Raw genomic sequence first — 20830 nt, forward strand, 5'->3', positions numbered from 1 at the left:
ACTTCACTCACTTTAACTCACTTCACTTCTGCGCACTTCACTCGGCTTCATTTCGCCTTACTGCTGATGCGGAAGGTGCGCGGAGATACTCCAACCTCTCTTTTGAAAATATTGCAGAATTGGGCGTCGTTCACGAACCCTGCGGCCGAAGATACCTCGGAAATATGCATCTGGTTATGCAGCAGCAGGGATTTGGCATAATCCAGACGTTTCAGTAAAAGATAACGGTGCGGCGAATGTCCAAATCTTTCCTTGAATAAATGCCGGAACCGGTCATAGCTGTAGCCGGACATTTCTGCCAGCGATGCCACCGAGAGCTTGTGGCGGTAATGCTCGTTCATATAATTCAGCATGTACTGCATCTGGTCCTCTGCCGGGGAGTGAAAATCCGACGCGCCAAGCAGACGCTGCAGAAATACGGTGATCTCGCTCATCTGCAAATTCAGCAGCTCGGCGAACCCCTCGCGCTTGCGCTTGAACTCCGCATTCATCCGCTGCAGGGTTTGCAGTACGGTGTGTTCCTTATCATCGTCATATACGCCGTACAGTGTGTTGATAATCGGATTGCCGCAGTGGAAGCCGACGAACAGAACCTCCGGTCTGGGCTGATGATTCTCGTCATGCTTGAAATTGGGCGGAATCAGCGCGAAGGTGAAGGGCCGGAAGTGGAAGCTGCGGTTTCCGATGCTCGTGGTCCCATGGCCGTGAATGTAATACACAAGCTCGAAACACTCGTGCTGATGCGGGGGAATATACGTATTCGCTTCATGCTCTGCATTTACAATATATAGGACACGATCCATGATGCCCCTCCATTTCTCATCATTTAGCCGAATCATGCAAAAATCTGACCGAAAGCATATAAATATTTAATCATTGATTTGTTATGATCGTATCAATAAAACCGAAGATTCGCAACCAGACTGGCCATCTTGTTCGGGAATTACAAGGTTTTAGGACCAAATGTAACATGAATTGTTTGGTTTACAACCTGATTCACTCATTTTCAATATTTCAAGACTCTTTTGTCCAAGCACCACATAAAGAAGGATATATCAAAACGTGCAATTGGAACATGATGCTGTTTCCTCAGTGGTTAATCAACTTCAAACAGGGGTGTGAGCTTAGAAAATGAAAAAGAATATTCTGGCTTTAATGTTGCTGGCGGTAATAGTACTGGTCACTGCTTGCGGGAGCAACTCGTCCGGCAATGGAAATGCTGCGAATGCAGGAACGAATGCGGGAACGAATACGAAAGGCGAAGAAGCTGCTGGAGGGGACAAGCTGAAGGTGGTCTTGCTGATTCCGGGGACGCTGGGAGACAAGTCGTTTTTTGATGCAGCGGGCAGCGGTTTGCAAAAGGTGAAGGACGAGCTTGGCGCGGAAACCAAAGTGGTGGAAATGGGCACTGACAAGACGAAATGGGAACCGACTTTTAACGATATTGCCGCTGAGGATTGGGATATAGTGATCTCGGGCGGGTCGGAAATTACGGAAATGTTCAATGCAACGGCTGAAGCAAATCCGGATAAAAAATTCATCAACTACGACACCGACATCGACGAAGCGCCGGCAAATATGTACAACATGTCCTACGCAACCAATGAGGTTTCTTTTCTGGCCGGAGCTGTAGCGGCACTTGCCACAAAGTCCGACATGCCGCACGCCAACAAGGACAACGTTATCGGATTTCTGGGCGGGATGGATATCCCCGGCATTAATGCATTCCTCGTCGGCTACATTCAGGGAGCGCAATATGTTGATCCTGATGTGAAGGTGGCGGTATCCTATGCGGGCGATTTCGTGAACCCGGCCAAGGGCAAGGAGCTGTCGCTGATTCAGTATAACTCGGGCGTGGATGTGATTTTCAATGTAGCAGGCGGTACGGGGCTTGGGATTTTTGATGCAGCCAAGGAGAAGAACAAATACGCCATCGGTGTCGATTCCGACCAGGCAATGCTGCTGAAGGACACGGATAGTGAAAAAGCCAATCTCATCGTTACTTCCGCCATCAAAAAAATCGACATGGCCATTCTCGGCGCAGTGAAAAAGCTGCAGGAAGGCACGCTGCAAATGGGCAAACGTGATGTGCTGGGCTTTGTAGAGGACGGTGTGGGTATCGCTGAGAACGACATTTACAAAGGCGTATTCCCGGCGGACCTGCAGGCCAAGGTAGAAGAAGTGAAACAGAAGCTGATCAATAAGGAAATTAAGGTCGACAATGCGATGGGGATGGAAACCTCCGAAGTTGAAGCGATCCGTAATGCGGTTAAACCTTAAGACAAGCACCGATAAGACAGCTTACGCAGTTGGAGTCTCTTCCTTGCACGAAGGGTTCCAACTGCCTATTTTTGCAGATTACCTATGTTGAAAGGCGTTGATGACCCATGCCAAATGCTCTGCTGGAAATGCGGGGAATCACGAAAGTATATCCAAACGGCGTCGTTGCGAACAAGGACGTTGAATTTACGCTCACCGAGGGCGAAATCCATGCGATTGCGGGAGAGAACGGGGCCGGTAAATCGACTCTGATGAAAATTATGTTCGGAATGGAAGAGCCGAGTGACGGTGAGATCTATATCCGAGGTGAAAAAGTAAAGCTGCAGTCCCCACAAGACGCCATTGACCGCGGCATCGGCATGGTCCATCAGCATTTCATGCTGGTGCCTTCTTTTACCGTGGCTGAAAATATGGTGCTCGGCATGGAGCCGCGCAAAGCCATCGGCTTCGATTATAGCGAAGCCGTGCGTCTGACAGAAGAAACGGCACGCAAATACAATCTCGCGGTTAATGCCAAAGCCAAGGTCGAGGATCTGACGGTGGGCATGAAGCAGAAGGTGGAGATTCTGAAGGCGCTGGTGCGCGGAGCGAAGATCCTTATCCTCGATGAGCCTACGGCGGTGCTGACTCCGCAGGAAACGCAGGAGCTGTTCCATGAGCTGAAGCAGCTCAAGCAGCAAGGGCATACCATCGTGTTCATCTCGCACAAGCTGAAGGAGGTCAAAGCGATCTGCGACCGGATTACCATTATGCGCGGCGGCAGAAGCGAAGGCGTCTTTCAGACCAGTGAAGTGACCGAGCAGGAAATCTCCCGGCTGATGGTCGGGCGTGATGTTGTGCTGAAATACGATAAGGACAACACCCCACAGGGGGAGCCCATTCTCACAGTGGACCAATTGGGTGTTACGGACAGTCAGGGAAAAGCTCATCTGTCGGAGATCAGCTTCTCCGTCCGGGCAGGCCAGATTGTCGGAATTGCCGGAGTGGAGGGGAACGGTCAGACAGAGCTGATTGAGGCGTTGACCGGGGGGCTTCACGGTGTATCTGCCAGCGGGGCGGTGAGTGTCAGAGGTACGGATATCCGGGAGTCGGATATTCTGGGCATCCGCAGCCTGGGGGTATCGTATATCCCGGAGGACCGCATGCGCCAAGGGGCGGCCGGAGACGCCAGCATTGCAGACAACCTGATCTCAACGCAGTATCGTTCCAAGGAGCTGAACAAAGGGCCTTTTTTCAAAGGTTCCAAAATCGCCGCCCTGACCGCTTCGCTGGTCGAAGAATTCAAGGTGCGCTGCTCCGGGCCGCAGCAGCCGATCGGCATGCTGTCCGGGGGCAACATGCAGAAGGTAGTCGTTGCCAGAGAATGCTCCACCAGTCCGCAGCTTCTCATTGCCGAGCAGCCGACCCGGGGCGTGGACATCGGAGCTGCGCAGTTCATTCACCACAAGCTGCTGGAGCTGCGTTCCAACAACTGTGCAATAGTGCTGGTCTCAGCGGATCTGAATGAAATTCTGGAGCTGAGCGACACTCTGCTGGTGATGTACGAAGGACAAATCGTCGCTTACTTCGACAAGCCTTCCGAGGTAAGCGAAGAGGAATTGGGGCTGTACATGCTGGGCATCCACCGTCAGGACAAAGAGCAGACCGGGAGGGCCGTAAACCATGTTTAAAGTCAAATATTTCGAGGCTATCCGGACGGCGGCCGTTATTGTGATTGCGCTGATTATCGCTTTTGTGATCATTTCGCTGGTCAGCGACCAGCCGGTGAAGACGATCGGTATTTTTCTGCTGGAGCCTTTATCTACGAAGGGGCATATCGGCAACGTCATTGAAATGGCCATTCCGCTGATGTTCACAGGACTGGCCGTATCGCTCTTGTTCCGGGCGAATATGTTCAACCTGGGGGCCGAAGGAATCTTTTATTTCTCCGGGGTTGTGGCTTCTGTGCTGGCAATTCATCTCAGTCTGAACGGCTGGCTGCATCCGGTTGTGGCGATTGCCGCCGGCTCTATAGTGGGGGCGCTGCTGTCGGCGATTCCCGGAATTCTCAAAGCCAAATGGAACGCCAACGAGCTGGTAACTTCACTAATGTTCAATAATATTCTTTTTGGTATTGGCCTTTACTTGCTGAATTACCATTTGCGGGATGCCAAGGCCTTCGCCAACGTCTCTTTCAAATTCGAGAAGACTGCGCAGCTCAGCAAGCTTTTTACAGGCACGCGGATTCACACCGGACTTATTATTGTGCTCGTGCTGATTGTGCTGGCCCATCTGTTTCTCTACAAAACCAAATGGGGCTACGAGCTGCGGATGACCGGAGTGAACCGGGATTTCGCCCGCTACTCGGGCATGAAGACGGCGAAGGTGATTATTCTGGTCCATCTGATCGCCGGATTCATTGCCGGAATGGGCGGATCGGTCGAGGTGCTCGGGATGTACAGCCGGTTCCAGTGGACTTCCCTGCCGGGCTACGGTCTGGATGGAGCGCTAGTGGCGATGCTGGCCAAAAATAATCCGCTGTCCGTCATTGCCTCCGCACTCTTCCTGGCCTACATTCGGATCGGGGCCGACCTGATGGCGAGGCTGTCCGATGTGCCGTCCGAGATGATCTCAATTATCCAGGCCGTTATTATTCTGCTGATTTCTGCCGAGCAATTCCTTAAGTTCTGGAAGAACCGGATGCTGCTGAAGGAGGCGAAAGAAGCATGAACAGTCTGCTGAATGTCATTTTGACAACGGATTTTGCCTTTTCTGTGCTTCGTGTAACGACACCGATTCTGTTCGCTGCGCTGGGAGCACTGATCTCGAACCGCGCCGGCATCATCAACATCGGGATGGAAGGAATTATGCTGGTTTCGGCTTTGGCCGGGGTGATTGTCAGTGCCTACACGCATAGCGCGTGGGTCGGGCTGCTGGGCGCGGTGCTGTCGGGTACGCTTATTGCGGGGGTGCTGGCTTTTTTTACCCTGAAGTTCAAGACCCATATCATTCTTGGCGGTGTGGCGATCAACATGTTCGCATCGGGCGGAACGGTGTTCATTCTGTATCTGCTCAGCGGGGATAAGGGCTCGTCCACTACTCTGGCCAGCAAGGTGCTGCCGAGTGTACAGATTCCGCTGCTGAAGGACATTCCGGTGCTGGGGCCAATTTTGTCGGGACATCATATTCTAACCTATTTCTCCATTCTGTCCGTGCTGGTGGTCTATTATCTGTTGAACCGCACACCGCTGGGGCTGCGTATCCGCTCGGTAGGCGAGAACCCGCATGCGGCTCAGTCGGTCGGGGTCAGTGTGATCAAAATCCAGTACACTGCGCTCCTGCTCAGCGGATTTTTTGCCAGTCTGGGCGGTGCTTATATGTCGATGGGCTATCTGTCGCTGTTCACCCGCGATATGGTCGCAGGCCGGGGCTGGATCGCGATTGCCGCCGAATCCATGGGCCGGAGCACGACGATTGGAACCGCGCTGACTTCACTCCTCTTCGGAGCCGCCGATGCGCTCGCCAATGCGCTCCAGGTGCTGAAGATTCCGGCCGAGCTGATCGCTACGCTTCCTTATGTGGCAACGGTCATCGGTCTGATTATTTATGCAGTTTCGGAGACACGGAAGAAGAACAAGAAGCTTAAGACTACTACGAAATAGGCAAGGACCTGCTTAAGTGCTATAGATCGTCAGGCTCTACCTGTTGGAGTTCAAACAATTCGACGCGCAATGGATTAGGGCGTTGGAGATCACGCTGCAGCCGTATCAGGTTCCACGAACAGTATTATCTCCTGATTTGGAAGGGTCCACCCGTTCGTAACGGACAGGGCCGCTCTTATTTCTACCGGAAGTCGTTTTTCCGCCAGTGAACGGACTCCAGTGCCGTTATGGGCGGACATTCACCCCAAATCTACCTGCCGAAGAGGCGATAAGTGCTCTACGGTCCGTTCGCTTAGTGAAATGTATCTCTTTCGGGAAAGTAACGGCTTTACTGTCCGTAAGGAACAGGAGAATGGGGACGATGAATCCCTCTCTGTTCCCGAACCACAAAGGCTGCGTCCTAAGCCGCAGATTTACAACTGATGCTGTACCAGGGCAACTGTGTATTTACCTGACATAGAGGATGTAATTATGAAAAACAAATTAGGATACGAGTAGCGGAGGGGAAGTTTGGATACTTACGGAGCGAATGCGTCCGCCTGAGAGCTTTCCGCAGGAAAGCTGGCCGTATGATTAGGCTAGGTTTGGATTACTACCACGAACAGTGGTTTAAATCAGAAGTCCAAACATAACAGCGGCCGGAAGTCCAACCATTCCCCGCAGCTACGAATTTTACCTAATAAGTATTTTTAGATAAAACGACAAGGGAGAAACAACGATGCCAACACCTATCATTATTGACTGCGATCCGGGGCATGATGACGCGATTGCCATACTGCTTGCGCTGGCTCATCCCGAGCAACTGGAGATCCGGGGAATCACCACGGTTGGCGGCAACCAGATCCTTGATAAGATCACCGACAATGCACTCAAAGTGCTGAGCTTTGTAAATGCCGACATTCCTGTAGCCAAAGGGGCGGCGGCGCCGCTGCTGGGCAAGCTGGTAACGGGGGAGGAGGCGCATGGTGAATCCGGCATGGACGGCCCGGCGCTGCCGGCCAGCAAATTCAAGCCGGTGGACCAGGGAGCGGTAGAATTCATGCTGGAGATCATCCGGTCATCGGAAGAGAAAATTACGCTGGTGCCGACAGCCCCGCTTACGAATATTGCCCTGCTCATTACGGCTTACCCCGAAGTGAAGGACAAGATCGAGAAGATTTCCCTGATGGGCGGCGGACTGGCTTACGGAAATGTAACGTCAACAGCGGAGTTCAATATTTATGTAGACCCGGAGGCGGCGCGGATTGTTTTTGAATCCGGGATTCCCATTGTGATGAGCGGGCTGGATGTGACAGATAAGGCCGCTATTTTTGAAGAGGAGATTCAAGAGCTGAAAACCCGGGGACCCGTGTCCGTAATGGTCGGGGAGCTGCTGGATTTCTATTCGATCTATGGCAAAAAAATGGGCTACATCGGCAATGCGCTGCATGATCCGTGTGCTGTCGCCTGGCTATTGCACCCTGAGCTGTTCGAATCGGAGCAGCTATATGTTACCGTAGAGACCGAAGGCAAGCTGACCCGGGGCATGACCGTTGCCGACCGGCGCAAGAAGCCGGGCCGTGCCGCCAATGCGCAGGTGCTGATGGGAGTGGACCGCGAAGCCTTCATCCAACTGCTGTTTGATTCGCTGGAGAGACTTGACCGTGAGCAGGGGCTTGCGGCGGGAGCGAAATAGCGGATGGCGGGCTGGGAACGTCTGCAGGAGACCGTGCGGCTGGAGCTGCTGCAGCGCGGGGAGGAGGGCTGCCGGACCGGCAGCCTGTCAGAGAAGCTGACTTCCGCTGGAAGCGATGAAGATAAGCTTATGGAAGTTTACCGGGAGCTGATGGCACTGACTGTGGCAGAGGACTTCCCGTATCAGGAGCCGTCGGACCTTCCGGCGATACGGGAGCTGCGCCCGGACGGGCCGCGCAGGCTTGAGGTGGAATGGACCCCGGAGCAGTGGAGGGACAGATTCTACGGAGCCTGGCTGGGCAGAAGCGTTGGCTGTGCACTCGGCAAGCCGCTGGAATATTGGGATTATCTGTATGGCAAGGACGGGCGTCCGGGCTGGGAGAATATTGAGCTGTGGTTCCGCGGCGCGGATGCCTGGCCGATCACAGGTTATACCCCGGAGCATTCGCGGGCGGAGAAGGAATATGGCCTCCGCTTAAGCGACTGGTCGTTCACGAGCACCCGGGAGAAAATTTCGTATATGGAGAGCGACGATGATATCCGTTATACCGTCCTAAGCCTGCTGCTGCTGGAGCAGAAGGGGCTGGACTGGGATTCGTGGGATATCGGCAAGCTGTGGCACGGCCATCTGACCTACAGCCAGGTATGCACAGCAGAAACGCAGGCCTATATGAATTTCGCCCGGGAAACCTCCCATTTGCATGGAGACAAGCCGGAGGATTGGCCGCTGCGGCAGGAGCAGGTGCGGATGCACCTCAATCCCTACCGGGAATGGATCGGGGCGGCTATCCGTGCGGACGGACTGGCCTATGGAGCGGCCGGATATCCCGAGCTGGCGGCGGAGCTGGGCTTCCGGGATGCCTCCTTTTCGCATGTGAAGAACGGAATTTACGGCGAAATGTTCAATGCCGCGATGATCTCCGCCGCGTTCGCCGGGCTGGACAATGAGCGCATTGTGGAGATCGGGCTGAGCGAGATTCCACAGACGAGCAGGCTAGCCAGCGACGTTCTGCAGGGAATTGAAATCGCGAAGAAGGCAAGCAGCGAGCGGGAACTGGTCAGCAGACTGTGGGACCGGTTCAGCCATTACGATCCCGTACATGCGAACAACAATGCCGCTATTGTCGCGGCTTCGCTGGTGTATGGGGGCGAGGATTTTGAGAAGGCGGTAGTGGCTTCGGTATACGCGGGAATGGATACCGATTGCAACGGCGCTACGGTTGGCTCCATCATGGGAGCGAAGCTGGGAGCTGCGCGGCTGCCGTCCAAATGGACGGCCCCGCTGAACGATACACTGTATGCCGATCTGCCCGGCTTTCACCCGATTGCGATATCAGAGGTCGCAGAGCGGAGCTACCAGGTGTTCCTGAAGCTTCGCGCAGAGCTTGCGGTCCGGAAATAATAGCACGAAGCGAAGCCTATTAAGTTACGCGGCTTTGGCACTAACAGAGAAGACCGCAGCCAGGAGAGGCAGGCCGCGGTCTTCTCTGTTTTACTATTCAGGGAATTGTTTTTCATCTCCGGCATTACGCTTCGTCCTTCTTCAAGACCTGCTTGTATTCCTCCCCCCAGACCATAACTGAATCTAGTATCGGCTTTAGTTTTTTTCCGATATCGCTCAATGAATATTCGACTTTAGGCGGTATTTGAGAATATACGTTACGAACAACAATGCCATAATCCTCCAAAATGCGAAGCTGCTTGGTTAAGGTTGCATGAGTAATGTCTGGAAACAACCGCTGAATTTCATTAAATCGCATCGTTTTTTCACTTAAAAACAGAATGATCAGCATGGACCATTTTCCTGACAATATCCTTTGAGCGTTTGTGAATCCGCATTCTTCCAATATCTCATTTGTGTAATAGTTCATAATAGCTATCCTTTCCGGTATCCAACTGCATACTAACGCTACTCCAAGAGCGTAGAAACCCTCTAGAGATACTTCTATAATACTAATTGCGCGATATAATTTTATCATATGATAAATTTTTAAACAAAAAATGAAAAACAGAGGAGAGTACTCGGATGTATCCAAACATACCCGATTGCAAAGAACACGTTATTTCAGCTTTTCAATATAGACACGCTACCAAAGCTTTTAATACGACCCAAAAAATATCCGAAGAGGACTTTAACTATATTCTAGAAACGGGAAGGTTATCTCCCAGTTCGATTGGTTTAGAGCCATGGAGGTTTGTCGTTGTGCAAAATCCGGAGTTAAGGAATAAGCTAAAAGCAGTTTCACCCGGAGCCCAGGGCCAACTGGACACTGCGAGTCATTTTCTGATCATTCTTGCCCGGACAAATGTAAGGTATGATTCCGAATATGTGCTTGATCAAATGAAAAATGTGCAACAAATGCCCCAAGAGGTTGTTACTTATATCTCTGGTGCATTAAAAGAGGTTCAGGAAGTGCGCGGGTTGTTGAAAGATGAACGTTTAATGTATGAATGGTCTGCCAAGCAAACCTATATTGCTATGGGAAATATGATGACAGCCGCTGCTTTAGCTGGAATTGATTCTTGTCCGATTGAAGGATTTGACTATGCAGCAGTAGACCATATCTTACAAGAAGAAGGTTTGTCAGAGGAAGGAAATTTGAAGGCATCCGTGATGGTTGCTTTTGGATATCGGAATGAAGAGCCCAAACGAGCCAAAACAAGAAGCAGTATGGATCAACTTGTGCGTTGGACATAAAGGATTGAGATCGCAATACCCCTCAATTAGAACGGCCTTAGTCCTGAAACCCATTGGACTGAGGCCTTTTTACTATCGTTCTCTATGTAAGTTAAACTAAGGAAATTCATTTCCTCGCTGTCGAATATAAGCAACACATCTTAGAAGCGATAGCGAAATGATGAAAATGACATAATCAAAATGATGAACTTGTTCAGTAACAACGGCAGAAACTCTGTTATTGAAGCGGGATCGGTCAGTTTGCTGAGTAACAACGGCAGAAATGCTGTTATTGAAGCGTGACCGGTCAGTTTGCTCAGTAACAACGGCAGAAATGCCGTTATTGAAGCATGAACGGCTGGTTTGCTCAGTAACAACGGCAGAAATGCCGTTATTGAAGCGTGACCGCTCAGTTTGCTTAGGAACAACGGCAGAAATGCCGTTGTTCCTAAGCACCGCCAGTCAATTGGTTCTTGGACGTTGACACCGCTGTTCACGCTCCCGTCCATATCCCCACCGCTAGGCTTCGCCCCACCGCTTCATCAGATCATGATCAATGCCGAGCGCGTCAAGGACGCGGGCGTTCATGAAATTCACCAGCTCCCAAATCTCCTTCGGATGATTGTAGAAGCCCGGAGACGCGGGCATGATATCCGCTCCCGCGCGGGCAACGCGCAGCATATTCTCCAGATGGATCAGGTGCAGCGGCGTCTCGCGCGGCACAATGATCAGCCTGCGCTTCTCCTTGAGCACCACGCTGGCTGCACGGCTGAGCAGCGTGTCGCCCATGCCGTTCGCAATAGCGCCGAGTGTATTCATCGAGCAGGGAATGATCACCATGCCGTCCGTCTTGAACGACCCGCTCGCTACAGGGGCGAACAGGTCGTTATTGTGCAGCACGGTGGCATATTCGGCGATCTCCTGCATCCGGGCGCCGCATTCGTATTTCAGCACGTTTTCACCGGCGCCGGTCGCTATGACATAGGTTTCGATTCCAAGCTGATGGAGGCTGCGGATCAGCGAATAGGCGTAAATTGCCCCGCTGGCTCCTGTAATGCCGACTATAATTTTCATGATTTATGCTCCTTTGGGGATGGATTTTGCGTTGCAGAAACAAAAAAAGAAGCCGTTGAAATAGAGACCTTCTCTAATCAACGGCTTCCTTCAGTCTGTGAACAGAAATCGGGCAAGCCTTATTTTTCGCCGGGTCAGCAGGAGGCCAGCAAGATAAATCCTGCATCATTGCTCTGAACCGGCTTCACTAATCACAATTGTACAGGCCCAGTTCGTTCCGGGATCGTAATCCCGCAGCACTCCTGTGACCGTCAGGCCCAGCTCATCGGTGAGCTTCCTCTGTATCCGCTGCTTGAACTCCTGGTGGAGAGCGGCATCGACGGACTGCTTAAGCTCGGGATAATGCTCCTCCAGCGCCCGCAGCGCGGTCACCCGCTGATGCTTAACCAGGAACATAATCATCGCTTCACCGGCAGCTTCGATCTTGAGCTGAGTCACTCCCACACCATACAATTCCTTGTGCACTTCATTATAGCAGCGGGACAAGCGTTTCTTGAATTCATTGGATGACAGAAGCCCGGCCACCGACATGTATTTTCACTTCCCTTATAAAACCTTTATACAGAATTATAGAGAAAAAAATCAAAATGTAAACAATGATGTTATGTTGTCTAACACGTTTTCCTGCTACATATTATGTTTCACATCATTATCCAAGTGTGCTAGCATAATTTATATTATTTTACTGACACATCTTTCTATAATAGGGGAAAGGGAGCAGGGTTTATGCTAAAAGTAATCGTTGTTGATGATGAGCCGTGGGTGCTTGAAGGGCTGAGAACAATGGTGGACTGGGAGAGATGCGGCTTCGAGGTATGCGGGGAAGCCCTTAACGGGCCGGATGCGCTGAGACTGATTCAGGAGCAGCAGCCGGATCTGGTTCTGACGGACATCAACATTCCCGCCATTAATGGCCTGGAACTGATCACCCGGCTGAATGAAGTTATGGAGAAGCCCCCGCGCTTTGTAATTCTCAGCGGCTATGATGACTTTCATTATGCCAAGACAGCGCTGCGCCAGCGGGTGGAGCAATATCTGCTGAAGCCGATTGATGATGAGGAAATCGGGACGCTGCTCAGCAGGCTCAGCAGTTTGATTCAAAATGAAATCGCTTCCGAGAATGAGAGCCGCATAAGACAGGCCTCAATTTGCAGTCATCTGCTGGGAAGATTCATTCAGGGCGAAGACAACGAAGAGCTGAGGCATTTGGCGCACCATCTGCTGAAGCTGCAGCCGGATACTGAACTGGTATGTATTCTTATTCCTGCCGCTTCCTCCGGATTCGATGCAGTGCTGAGTACAAGCGAGGGGTTTCCGCGGGAGCTGAGCTGTGCCTTTCAGGATAGTGAGGGAAGACACGGCCTGCTTGTCCAGTCGGCGTCGCTCACACCGGAAAGTCTGGATGCAGCCGCTGTTCTGCTGCAAAGGGAGCTTGCAGAGCGGCAGCCGGAGCCTGTCGCCGTGGTTGTCAGCGACAGGCTGAGAGGAATCGGCTCTATTCGTGAGCTGTACTTGCAGACCCTTGAGGTGTGGAAGCTGAAGTACAGGAGAGAGAAGAGCAGAATCTTTTATTACAGTGACCTGAAAAAGCCCAAGAATGAGCGGGAAATCCATGAGGACAGCTTCAAAGAGCTGCTGCAGAAGGTTAAAGCCGGCGATATGGCAGATCTGCTGCCAGACGTCAGGGATGCCTTCGCTGTATTTGCCGGGGAGCTGTTGACGGTTGAAGAGGTCCAGGCCGAGGTTGCCCATCTGGAAATAACCCTATGCCGGCAGATGAAGGAGAGAAATGGCGATCCTGACCGGATCATGGGCAAGCTGCAGGCGGAGCACGGAAATTTAGGCGGGCTGGGGGATTATTTTCTGCTGAGCCATTATGTGCACAAGCTGTGTATGGAGACCGCAGTTTATCTGGCGGAATTGAAGCGGGCGAATGAAGGGAACACGATGTATAACGTCATACAATACGTGGACCTTGAGTTTCGGGGCAAGCTGCAGCTCCAGGACCTGGCGAGGCATTTCCATATGAATTCCACCTACCTGGGACAGCTTTTCCGCAAGGAAACGGGGCGCAGCTTCAGCGAATACGTAAATGAGAAGCGGATTGAAGCCGCCAAAGGCCTTCTGAAGCGGACGCAGCTAAAAATATCGGATATCGCGCAGCAGGTCGGATTTTCGAATACGGATTATTTTATTGATAAATTCAAGGGGATTGTTGGCGTTCCGCCCTCTGTCTATAAACATGCAGATAAGAATAAGCAGCTCTAAGAAAGCCGGTGCGTGCCATGGAGAAAAAGAGATTCAGATTCGCCCATTTCGTCAATGACATTCCGCTGAACTATAAATTTTTCCTGATCTACTTCGTGGGCGTGCTGCTGCCCATTATGATTATTAATCTTGTGTTTCTGGGCCGGATTACCGACCTGATCAAATCACGAGAGCAGCAGAACCTGGAAATTTCACTGGAGAGAGCGCGGAAGGATATCCATGATTATATCGAGGGCGGAGTTGCCGTCAGCTATACGCTGGCCGCAGATAAGAACCTGTACGAAATGCTGGACCGGAATTATAAGGATTCTATTGATTTCTACAGTGCCTTTGACGAACAACTGCGGGACCGGATGAACAGCTATATGCCGGTGAACAATCAGATTGAGCGGATCACAGTGTTCACGAACAATCAGACGATTGTATCCGGGAGCAACTATCAGGTCATGGATGAGCGGGTTTGGAGCAGTGACTGGTACAACCAGTTGCGCACCTCGCACAATCAGCTCATTGTTACCGCTTACCGTACGAGCGAGAACGGCAGCACCGCTTCAGTTCCCACCCTCAGCGTCCTTGAGACGATGGAGAAATACAGCGCATACAATAAATACGAGAAGCTGCTGCGGATTGATCTGGATCTCAGCGAAATCTATGACGTCATTGTCCGTGAAAAAGATTACCTGAGTCTCTATCTGGTCAATGATCAGAATCAGATTGTGATGTCGGCGGACAGCGGCTACCAGCGGGTGACCCAGGACCCCTATCCGCTCTTCAAGCAGATGGATGACCGGGAGGAGGATGTTCGTGTTGTGGCGGTGGGTACGGCCAGCTATTTGAAGGGCTGGAAGCTTGTCGGGATTACCCAGGGCGAGCGGATTACCCAGGCGGTGCTGGATATGCGGCTGTATGCCGCTTTTTTGGCGACCACAATTACCTTGCTGACCAGCGGTTTTATCTATGTGATGCTAAGATCCTACAACTACCGGGTCAAACGGCTGTCCAGACATATGCAGAAGGTGACGAACGAGAAATTCGAGCTGATCCGCATTGACGAGGGCCGGGATGAAATTGGCGGGCTGATCCATAACTTCAACCGGATGACCACCCGGATCAATTCGCTTATCAATGATGTGTACAAGCTGGAGATTCAGAAAAAGAATCTGGAGATGGAGAGGGTCAGAGCTGAGCTGAATTTCCTGCAGAGCCAGATGAACCCCCATTTTCTGTTCAACACACTCAATGCCATCCTGGTCGTCTGCACCAAGAACAACTATTCCGACGTGACGGATATTGTGAAAAGCTTATCCAAGCTGCTCCGCAGGCTTCTTAGCTGGAAAGAGGATCTGGTGTCGCTGGATGAGGAAATTATCTTTACCGAGATGTATCTGAAGATTGAGAAATTCAGGTTCAGGGACAAATTCGACTATGTCTTTGAGATTGACGAGCAGTCGCGCAAGTACAAGATTCCGAAGCTGAGCATGCAGCCGCTGGTGGAGAACTCCTGCAAGCATGGGCTGCAGACGATCGAAGGGCTGGGCATTATCACAGTGAAGACTGCCGTGGAGGAGAACCGTCTGCAGATTACCATCTCCGACAACGGCAAAGGGATAGAAGCAGACAGACTCAAGGAATTGCTCAATGCCATCCGGACTGAGGATTCCTCGGGGGCAAATATCGGGCTGCGCAATGTGTACCGCAGGCTGGAATTGTATTACGAGGATCAGGTCCGCTTTGAGATTATCAGTGCGCCGGACCAGGGAACGCTGGTTACCTTTGGCATCCCGCTCCGGCTGCTGGAGCGGCTGAACCCGCTTGAAGGTGAGGGAGGATTATGAAATATAAGGTGCTGTTGATTGATGATGAGCCAAGCAGCCTTGAAGGCTTGCTGTTATGGATTGATTGGGAGGCGCTGGGCTTCGAGATCTGCGGGACCTGCGAGAATGGCCGGGAGGGGCTGCAGCAGATGAGGCTGCTACAGCCGGACTTGGTCATTACGGACGTGAACATGCCTGTGATGAACGGGCTGGAGATGGTTGCCGCCTGGCGGCAGGAAGAGCCAGAGGCTATCCGGTTCGCCATATTAAGCGGCTACAGCGAATTTGAATATGCCCAGGCCGCCATCCGGCATGGCATACATCATTATTTGCTGAAGCCGATTTTTCCGGAGGAGGCTGCTGAAGAGCTGCAGGAAATATATGAGGAGCTGGAGCAGGGGCGGCGCAAGGCGATGATGAATCAAATCGCTTCCTTGGAGGAAACGGCAACGCAGCTAAAGGCGCTGATGCAGCTTAAGCCGGAGGATAAGGGAGAGCCGGAGCTTCCGGCGGGGCTGCCGGAGGGAATGGAAGCGTGGAATGTTATTCTGTTCCAGACCGTGCCGGACCTGCACCCGGAACTGAGAGGGAGTGCGGCAGCCCTCGCAGCCGGGCAAGCGGCTATGTATTTGATAGATCTGGATGCAAGCAGCTTCGCCATCGTATATGGCGCTGGAGATCATTCCCGGGAAGCCGAAGCGGCGGAAGCTGTGCGGACTCCCTTGCAGCAGAGCTATGCGGATCAACCCCTGCTCATAGCGGCTGGAGCTGCTGTGTCCTCCCCGCTCCATCTGGCGGACAGCTATCATACGGCGAAGGAAGCGCTTATGCATTTCTTTTACCAACCGGAGCCTTACGGCTTTCTGGCTTACCAGGACATTCAGGACAGGCCGTTCAGCTATCACTATGATCATATCCGGCTTATGGATGCCATTATGGGACCTGTTAACACACTGGACCTGGAAGGCTTCCGGCATGCGGCAGCAGCGGCTGCCCGAAGCTTCCGTGACCAGCGTATAGCTCCCGAGGTGGTGAAAAAGCTGGTCATTCATATCATGTACCGGATCTTCGAGCTTACCCCGGAGGAGGGCGGAGGCCGGAAGTCGGCCCTGCCGGGCGGCATTGGCGCTGCTGAAATTCCGCAAAACATGATTTCATTAACCGGGCTGATGGACCGTTTGCTGATGTGCGGGGAGGCCGGAATCGACCTGCTTATTCAGGAGCAGGACCGGAATTCATACGGAATTGTGCGGAAGATCAATCAATATATCGAGGAGCATTACCGCGAAAGCCTGACGATACAAAAGCTGGCGGAAATCTTCTATCTGCATCCGGTATATCTTGGGCAATTGCTCCGCAAGAAGAACGGAATTCATTTCCATGAGCAGCTCCATAACCTGCGGATTGAAGAGGCTGCGGCGATGCTTCGCCAGAATACGTATAAGATTTCAGAGATCGCGGAACAGGTAGGTTATTCTAACTATGGACAGTTTTTGAAGCAATTTGAGAGGAAAAAGGGAATGGGTCCCGGGCACTACCGCAATGGAAAGTTCTAAACTTTTTGGGGGGTACACCTTTAGTTCGGTCGTATTTTCCAGGCTGCTCCACCTCTATAATTCATATATGTAAGTGCTTACAAAATAAGTTGTGCAAACCAAATATGGAGGTGCTTTATGGGGGGCAAGTCGAAAAACGTATTTAAGCTATCCTTGATTGTTCTGCTATCCCTAAGCTTCACACTGGCAGGCTGCGGCGGCAATAACAGCAAGAATGCCGCGAAGAATGACGGGGCTAGTGCTACACAAGCGGCTAGTACAGATGGCAAGGTTGAGCCGTTCGACATCAGCGTCTTCATCGGAGAAGCGGGCCAGCCGCCGACACCGGACAACAAAATCTTCAAGAAGATCAAGGAAGAAACAGGAGCCAACTTTAATTTCGAATATTTGGCCGGGGATATTAACCAGAAGCTCGGCGTTATGATCGCAGGGCAGGATTACCCGGATGTGATGACGGGGAATACGAAGCTTACAGCGGCAGGTGCCTATATTCCGCTGGAGGATCTTATTGAGAAATATGCTCCTCATTTGAAAGCGCATTACGCAGACTATTGGAACATGATGAAGGACCCGAATGACGGACATATCTACATTCTGCCGAACTACGGTGTGTACAACGGGGAAGTCAAGAGCTCATGGTATTCGGGACCGGCCTTCTGGATTCAAAAGGCTGTGCTCAAGGAATTCGGTTATCCAAAAGTTAAAACACTGGATGAATACTTTGACCTGATTGCCAAATACAAAGAAAAATATCCGAAGATTGACGGAAGCCCGACCATTGGCTTCGAAATACTTAACTATGACTGGAAAAACTGGGGTCTGCTTAACGCCCCTCAGCACTTGATCGGCCATCCAAATGATGGCGGTGTTGTGGTGACGGACGGTAAAGCAGAAATTTTCGCAGATAAAGATTATGCGAAGAAATACTACAAGAAGCTGAATGATATGAATCAGCAGGGACTGATTGACAAGGAAACCTTCGTCCAGAACTACGACCAGTATATGGCGAAACTGTCCAGCGGTTCGGTTCTCGGCATGTTCGACCAACACTGGAACTTCAACGCTGCAGAGGATTCTTTGACCACACAAGGGAAGATCGAGCGTACCTATGTTGGACTTCCGCTGGTCTATGATGCATCCACCAAAGACTACTATCGCGATCTTGCAGTACTGAACCTGAACAATGGCTTCGGAATCAGCATCAATGCCAAGGACCCTGTGAAGATTATCAAGCTGCTTGATACGCTGATCAGTGAGGATTGGCAGAAGACCTTCTCGTGGGGGGTTGAGGGTGAGGACTACATTGTCAAGGACGGCAGATTTATGAAAACCCAGGAGCAGCGGGATAATGCCTCTGATCCGACTTGGCAGATGGCTAACAAGGCAAAGACCTTCTTTACCTACCTGCCTAAGATTGAAGGCAGCTTTAGCGATGGCAACTCTACAGATGCGGCAGCGCAGCCTGAAGAATATGCAGCCAGTCTGAAGCCTTTCGACAAGGAAGTTCTTGCTGCATACGGATTCAAAAGCTATGTGGACTTCTTCAGTCCACCACCAGCCAACCCAGTTTATTATCCAGCCTGGTCTATTGACCTCATAGAAGGCTCCGATGCCAAAATTGCCAGCACTAAGCTGAATGAGCTGTCCACCAAGTTCCTGCCGAAAGCCATACTCGCAAATACGGGTGATTTCGAGTCCGTCTGGAACGATTATGTGGGTGAAGTCAAGAAGGCTAATGTGAAGGCCTATGAAGACAAGATCAACGAGCAAATTCAATGGAGAATTAAAAACTGGAGCAAATAGTCAGGGCGCTCAGTTAGCAGGAGAAGTAACAGGAGGTGCGGGACCGAAAGCCGGTCCTCACCTTCTGCATTAAAATGATTGGTGGGGAGACCAACTAATATGGATGAGACCTTAGGGAAAGAAAGTGTCGTCCGGCATCCAAAGAAAAAAAAGAAGCAGCCCGTCACATGGTCGCTGATCAAAAATCAGAACCAGTTGATTTGGATGTCTGTTCCCTTAATGCTGTATATTATTCTTTTTGCCTACGTCCCTGTCTGGGGCTGGACCATGGCTTTTCAGAATTACCGGCCGGGCCGTTCCTTCAGTGAGCAGGAGTGGGTGGGCTTCAAGCAATTCAAGTTCCTGTTTACAGATGATAACTTCATCCGTGTACTGCGCAATACGCTGGCGATGGGGATTATCAACATGGTACTCGGGTTTGTCACCGCGATTGTACTTGCACTGCTGCTGAATGAAATTCGCAAAGTATTCTGGAAAAGAATAGTGCAAACCATTTCCTATCTGCCTCACTTCCTGTCCTGGATTATTGTTACCGGAATTGTGGCTACGTCACTCTCCATCAATGACGGGATCGTCAACATTGTCCTGATGAAGCTGCATCTGATCAAGGACCCGATTCTGTGGCTCAGTGAAGGCAAATACTTCTGGGGCATTGTAGGGGCTTCGCATGTCTGGAAGGAGGTCGGCTGGAATACGATTATTTATTTGGCCGCCATTGCCTCCATCGACCCTGCACTCTATGAAGCCGCAGAAATTGACGGCGCCAGCCGCTACAAAAAAATGATGTTCGTGACCCTTCCGGGGATTAAAGCTACGATTGTCATTCTGCTGATTATGTCGGTAGGCCATGTGCTGGAAGCGGGCTTTGAAGTGCAGTACCTGCTTGGCAACGGGCTTGTCGTGGATTGGTCAGAGACGATTGATATTTTCGTACTCAAATACGGGATCGCCCAAGGGAACTATTCCCTCGCCACCGCAGGCGGAATCTTCAAGACAGTCGTTAGCGTCACCTTGCTGCTGATGGCCAACTTCACGGCAAAACGGCTTGGGGAAGAGAGGTTGTTATAGTATGGCGAATCAGCAAATTAGTCCTGGCGCAGGAGCAGGCGTATCTGTGAGAAAAAGACTGAGACCCAGCGGACTGGAGCCGGTGCTCTTCCATAGCTTCAATACGGTATTCATGATTTGTCTGGTACTCGTTACTTTATATCCGTTCATTAATACGATTGCCGTCTCATTCAATGCGGGTAATGATACCATCCGCGGCGGCATCTATCTGTGGCCGAGAGTATGGACCACGCAGAATTACAAGGCCATCTTCGCCTCCGGCACAATCTATAATGCGTTCTGGATTTCCGTGGCGCGGACGGTGCTCTCGACGATTCTGAATATTTTTCTGACCACGATGCTTGCGTACACCTTGAGCCGTAAGGAATATGTGTTCCGCAAGCCGATTACCGTGATCTTCGTGCTTACGATGTATTTCAGCGCCGGTCTGATTCCGGGGTATTTCCTGATCAAGGATCTTAACCTGCTGGGCAGCTTCTGGGTATATATCTTCCCGTCGATGATCAGTGCCTTTAATATGATCGTTATCCGCACTTATATCGGGACCCTGCCGGAAAGCCTGATGGAATCGGCCCGGATCGACGGCGCAGGCGACTTCAAAATCTTCATGCGTGTCGTGTTCCCGTTATGTAAGCCGGTGCTGGCAACTATTGCGCTGTTTGTGGCGGTAGGGGCATGGAATTCCTGGTTCGATGCCTTTATCTACACGTCCTCCAAGCAAAGTCTAAGCACACTGCAGTATGAGCTGATGAAGCTGCTGTCCACCACTATGAATTCGAACAGCAACCCGAACGTTGCCGCAGGGGTGGGGATGGACAAGGATTCCGCGAGGGCAATGGTGACCCCGATCTCAATTCGGGCGGCGATTACGATAGTAGCCTCCTTGCCGATTTTGGTGGTATATCCTTTTATGCAGAAATATTTTGTAGTGGGCCTGAATGTCGGCAGTGTAAAAGAATAAGCTCGACGTTATTT

Annotated in this window: 18 protein-coding genes; 13 read left to right on the plus strand and 5 right to left on the minus strand. The window is 51.4% G+C overall.

The window, feature by feature from the left end; all coding sequences use genetic code 11:
• Window positions 1–47: 47 nt before the first annotated feature.
• On the minus strand, window positions 48–803 hold the full coding sequence (locus tag B212_RS0101475) for a helix-turn-helix transcriptional regulator (protein WP_019908489.1): 756 nt from the start codon (window positions 801–803) through the stop codon (window positions 48–50).
• Between the two features lie 328 nt (window positions 804–1131).
• On the opposite strand from B212_RS0101475, the gene B212_RS0101480 reads away from it, so the two are divergent.
• From B212_RS0101480 to B212_RS0101505, 6 genes are all read left to right on the plus strand, one after another.
• Window positions 1132–2280: a BMP family ABC transporter substrate-binding protein gene (locus B212_RS0101480; protein WP_019908490.1), complete on the plus strand. Its 1149-nt coding sequence runs from the start codon at window positions 1132–1134 to the stop codon at window positions 2278–2280.
• A 107-nt stretch (window positions 2281–2387) separates the two neighbouring features.
• Window positions 2388–3950: an ABC transporter ATP-binding protein gene (locus tag B212_RS0101485; RefSeq protein WP_019908491.1), complete on the plus strand. Its 1563-nt coding sequence runs from the start codon at window positions 2388–2390 to the stop codon at window positions 3948–3950.
• The gene (locus B212_RS0101490; RefSeq protein WP_019908492.1) at window positions 3943–4989 is read left to right on the plus strand and encodes an ABC transporter permease; all 1047 of its coding nucleotides are present in this window, start codon (window positions 3943–3945) and stop codon (window positions 4987–4989) included. The genes B212_RS0101485 and B212_RS0101490 overlap by 8 nt, the downstream gene beginning before the upstream one ends.
• Window positions 4986–5921, plus strand: a complete 936-nt coding sequence (locus tag B212_RS0101495) for an ABC transporter permease (protein WP_019908494.1) — start codon at window positions 4986–4988, stop codon at window positions 5919–5921. The genes B212_RS0101490 and B212_RS0101495 overlap by 4 nt, the downstream gene beginning before the upstream one ends.
• Before the next feature lie 718 nt (window positions 5922–6639).
• A complete protein-coding gene (locus B212_RS0101500; protein WP_019908496.1) occupies window positions 6640–7596 on the plus strand; it encodes a nucleoside hydrolase in 957 nt (318 codons plus the stop codon).
• Between the two features lie 3 nt (window positions 7597–7599).
• Window positions 7600–8997, plus strand: a complete 1398-nt coding sequence (locus B212_RS0101505; protein WP_019908497.1) for an ADP-ribosylglycohydrolase family protein — start codon at window positions 7600–7602, stop codon at window positions 8995–8997.
• 124 nt (window positions 8998–9121) lie between these two features.
• Here the strand turns inward: B212_RS0101505 and B212_RS0101510 are convergent, their stop codons facing one another.
• A complete protein-coding gene (locus tag B212_RS0101510) occupies window positions 9122–9466 on the minus strand; it encodes a winged helix-turn-helix transcriptional regulator (RefSeq protein WP_019908498.1) in 345 nt (114 codons plus the stop codon).
• 155 nt (window positions 9467–9621) lie between these two features.
• On the opposite strand from B212_RS0101510, the gene B212_RS0101515 reads away from it, so the two are divergent.
• The gene (locus B212_RS0101515; RefSeq protein WP_019908499.1) at window positions 9622–10293 is read left to right on the plus strand and encodes an NAD(P)H-dependent oxidoreductase; all 672 of its coding nucleotides are present in this window, start codon (window positions 9622–9624) and stop codon (window positions 10291–10293) included.
• Window positions 10294–10433: 140 nt separating this feature from the next.
• On the opposite strand, the gene B212_RS34245 is transcribed toward B212_RS0101515, so the two are convergent.
• The 3 genes from B212_RS34245 to B212_RS0101525 form a co-directional block, all read right to left on the minus strand.
• Window positions 10434–10769 (minus strand): hypothetical protein, encoded by a 336-nt coding sequence (locus B212_RS34245; RefSeq protein WP_198015821.1) that lies wholly within the window; start codon window positions 10767–10769, stop codon window positions 10434–10436.
• 22 nt (window positions 10770–10791) lie between these two features.
• Entirely contained in the window at window positions 10792–11346 is a 555-nt protein-coding gene (locus B212_RS0101520) for a UbiX family flavin prenyltransferase (RefSeq protein ID WP_019908500.1), read from the minus strand.
• A 165-nt stretch (window positions 11347–11511) separates the two neighbouring features.
• Window positions 11512–11877: a Na-translocating system protein MpsC family protein gene (locus tag B212_RS0101525; RefSeq protein WP_019908501.1), complete on the minus strand. Its 366-nt coding sequence runs from the start codon at window positions 11875–11877 to the stop codon at window positions 11512–11514.
• A 195-nt stretch (window positions 11878–12072) separates the two neighbouring features.
• On the opposite strand from B212_RS0101525, the gene B212_RS0101530 reads away from it, so the two are divergent.
• From B212_RS0101530 to B212_RS0101555, 6 genes are all read left to right on the plus strand, one after another.
• Complete coding sequence (locus B212_RS0101530) at window positions 12073–13614, plus strand: response regulator (protein ID WP_019908502.1); 1542 nt, start codon at window positions 12073–12075, stop codon at window positions 13612–13614.
• Window positions 13615–13631: 17 nt separating this feature from the next.
• Window positions 13632–15449 (plus strand): sensor histidine kinase, encoded by a 1818-nt coding sequence (locus B212_RS0101535; RefSeq protein ID WP_019908503.1) that lies wholly within the window; start codon window positions 13632–13634, stop codon window positions 15447–15449.
• The gene (locus B212_RS0101540; protein WP_019908504.1) at window positions 15446–16984 is read left to right on the plus strand and encodes a response regulator; all 1539 of its coding nucleotides are present in this window, start codon (window positions 15446–15448) and stop codon (window positions 16982–16984) included. Before B212_RS0101535 ends, B212_RS0101540 begins: the two co-directional genes overlap by 4 nt.
• A 117-nt stretch (window positions 16985–17101) precedes the next feature.
• Complete coding sequence (locus B212_RS0101545) at window positions 17102–18787, plus strand: sugar ABC transporter substrate-binding protein (RefSeq protein WP_019908505.1); 1686 nt, start codon at window positions 17102–17104, stop codon at window positions 18785–18787.
• A gap of 99 nt (window positions 18788–18886) precedes the next feature.
• Complete coding sequence (locus B212_RS0101550) at window positions 18887–19855, plus strand: ABC transporter permease (RefSeq protein WP_019908507.1); 969 nt, start codon at window positions 18887–18889, stop codon at window positions 19853–19855.
• 1 nt (window position 19856) lies between these two features.
• Window positions 19857–20816, plus strand: a complete 960-nt coding sequence (locus B212_RS0101555) for a carbohydrate ABC transporter permease (RefSeq protein ID WP_019908508.1) — start codon at window positions 19857–19859, stop codon at window positions 20814–20816.
• Window positions 20817–20830 lie beyond the last annotated feature (14 nt).

Source organism: Paenibacillus sp. HW567 (assembly GCF_000374185.1).
GTDB lineage: Bacteria > Bacillota > Bacilli > Paenibacillales > Paenibacillaceae > Paenibacillus_AQ.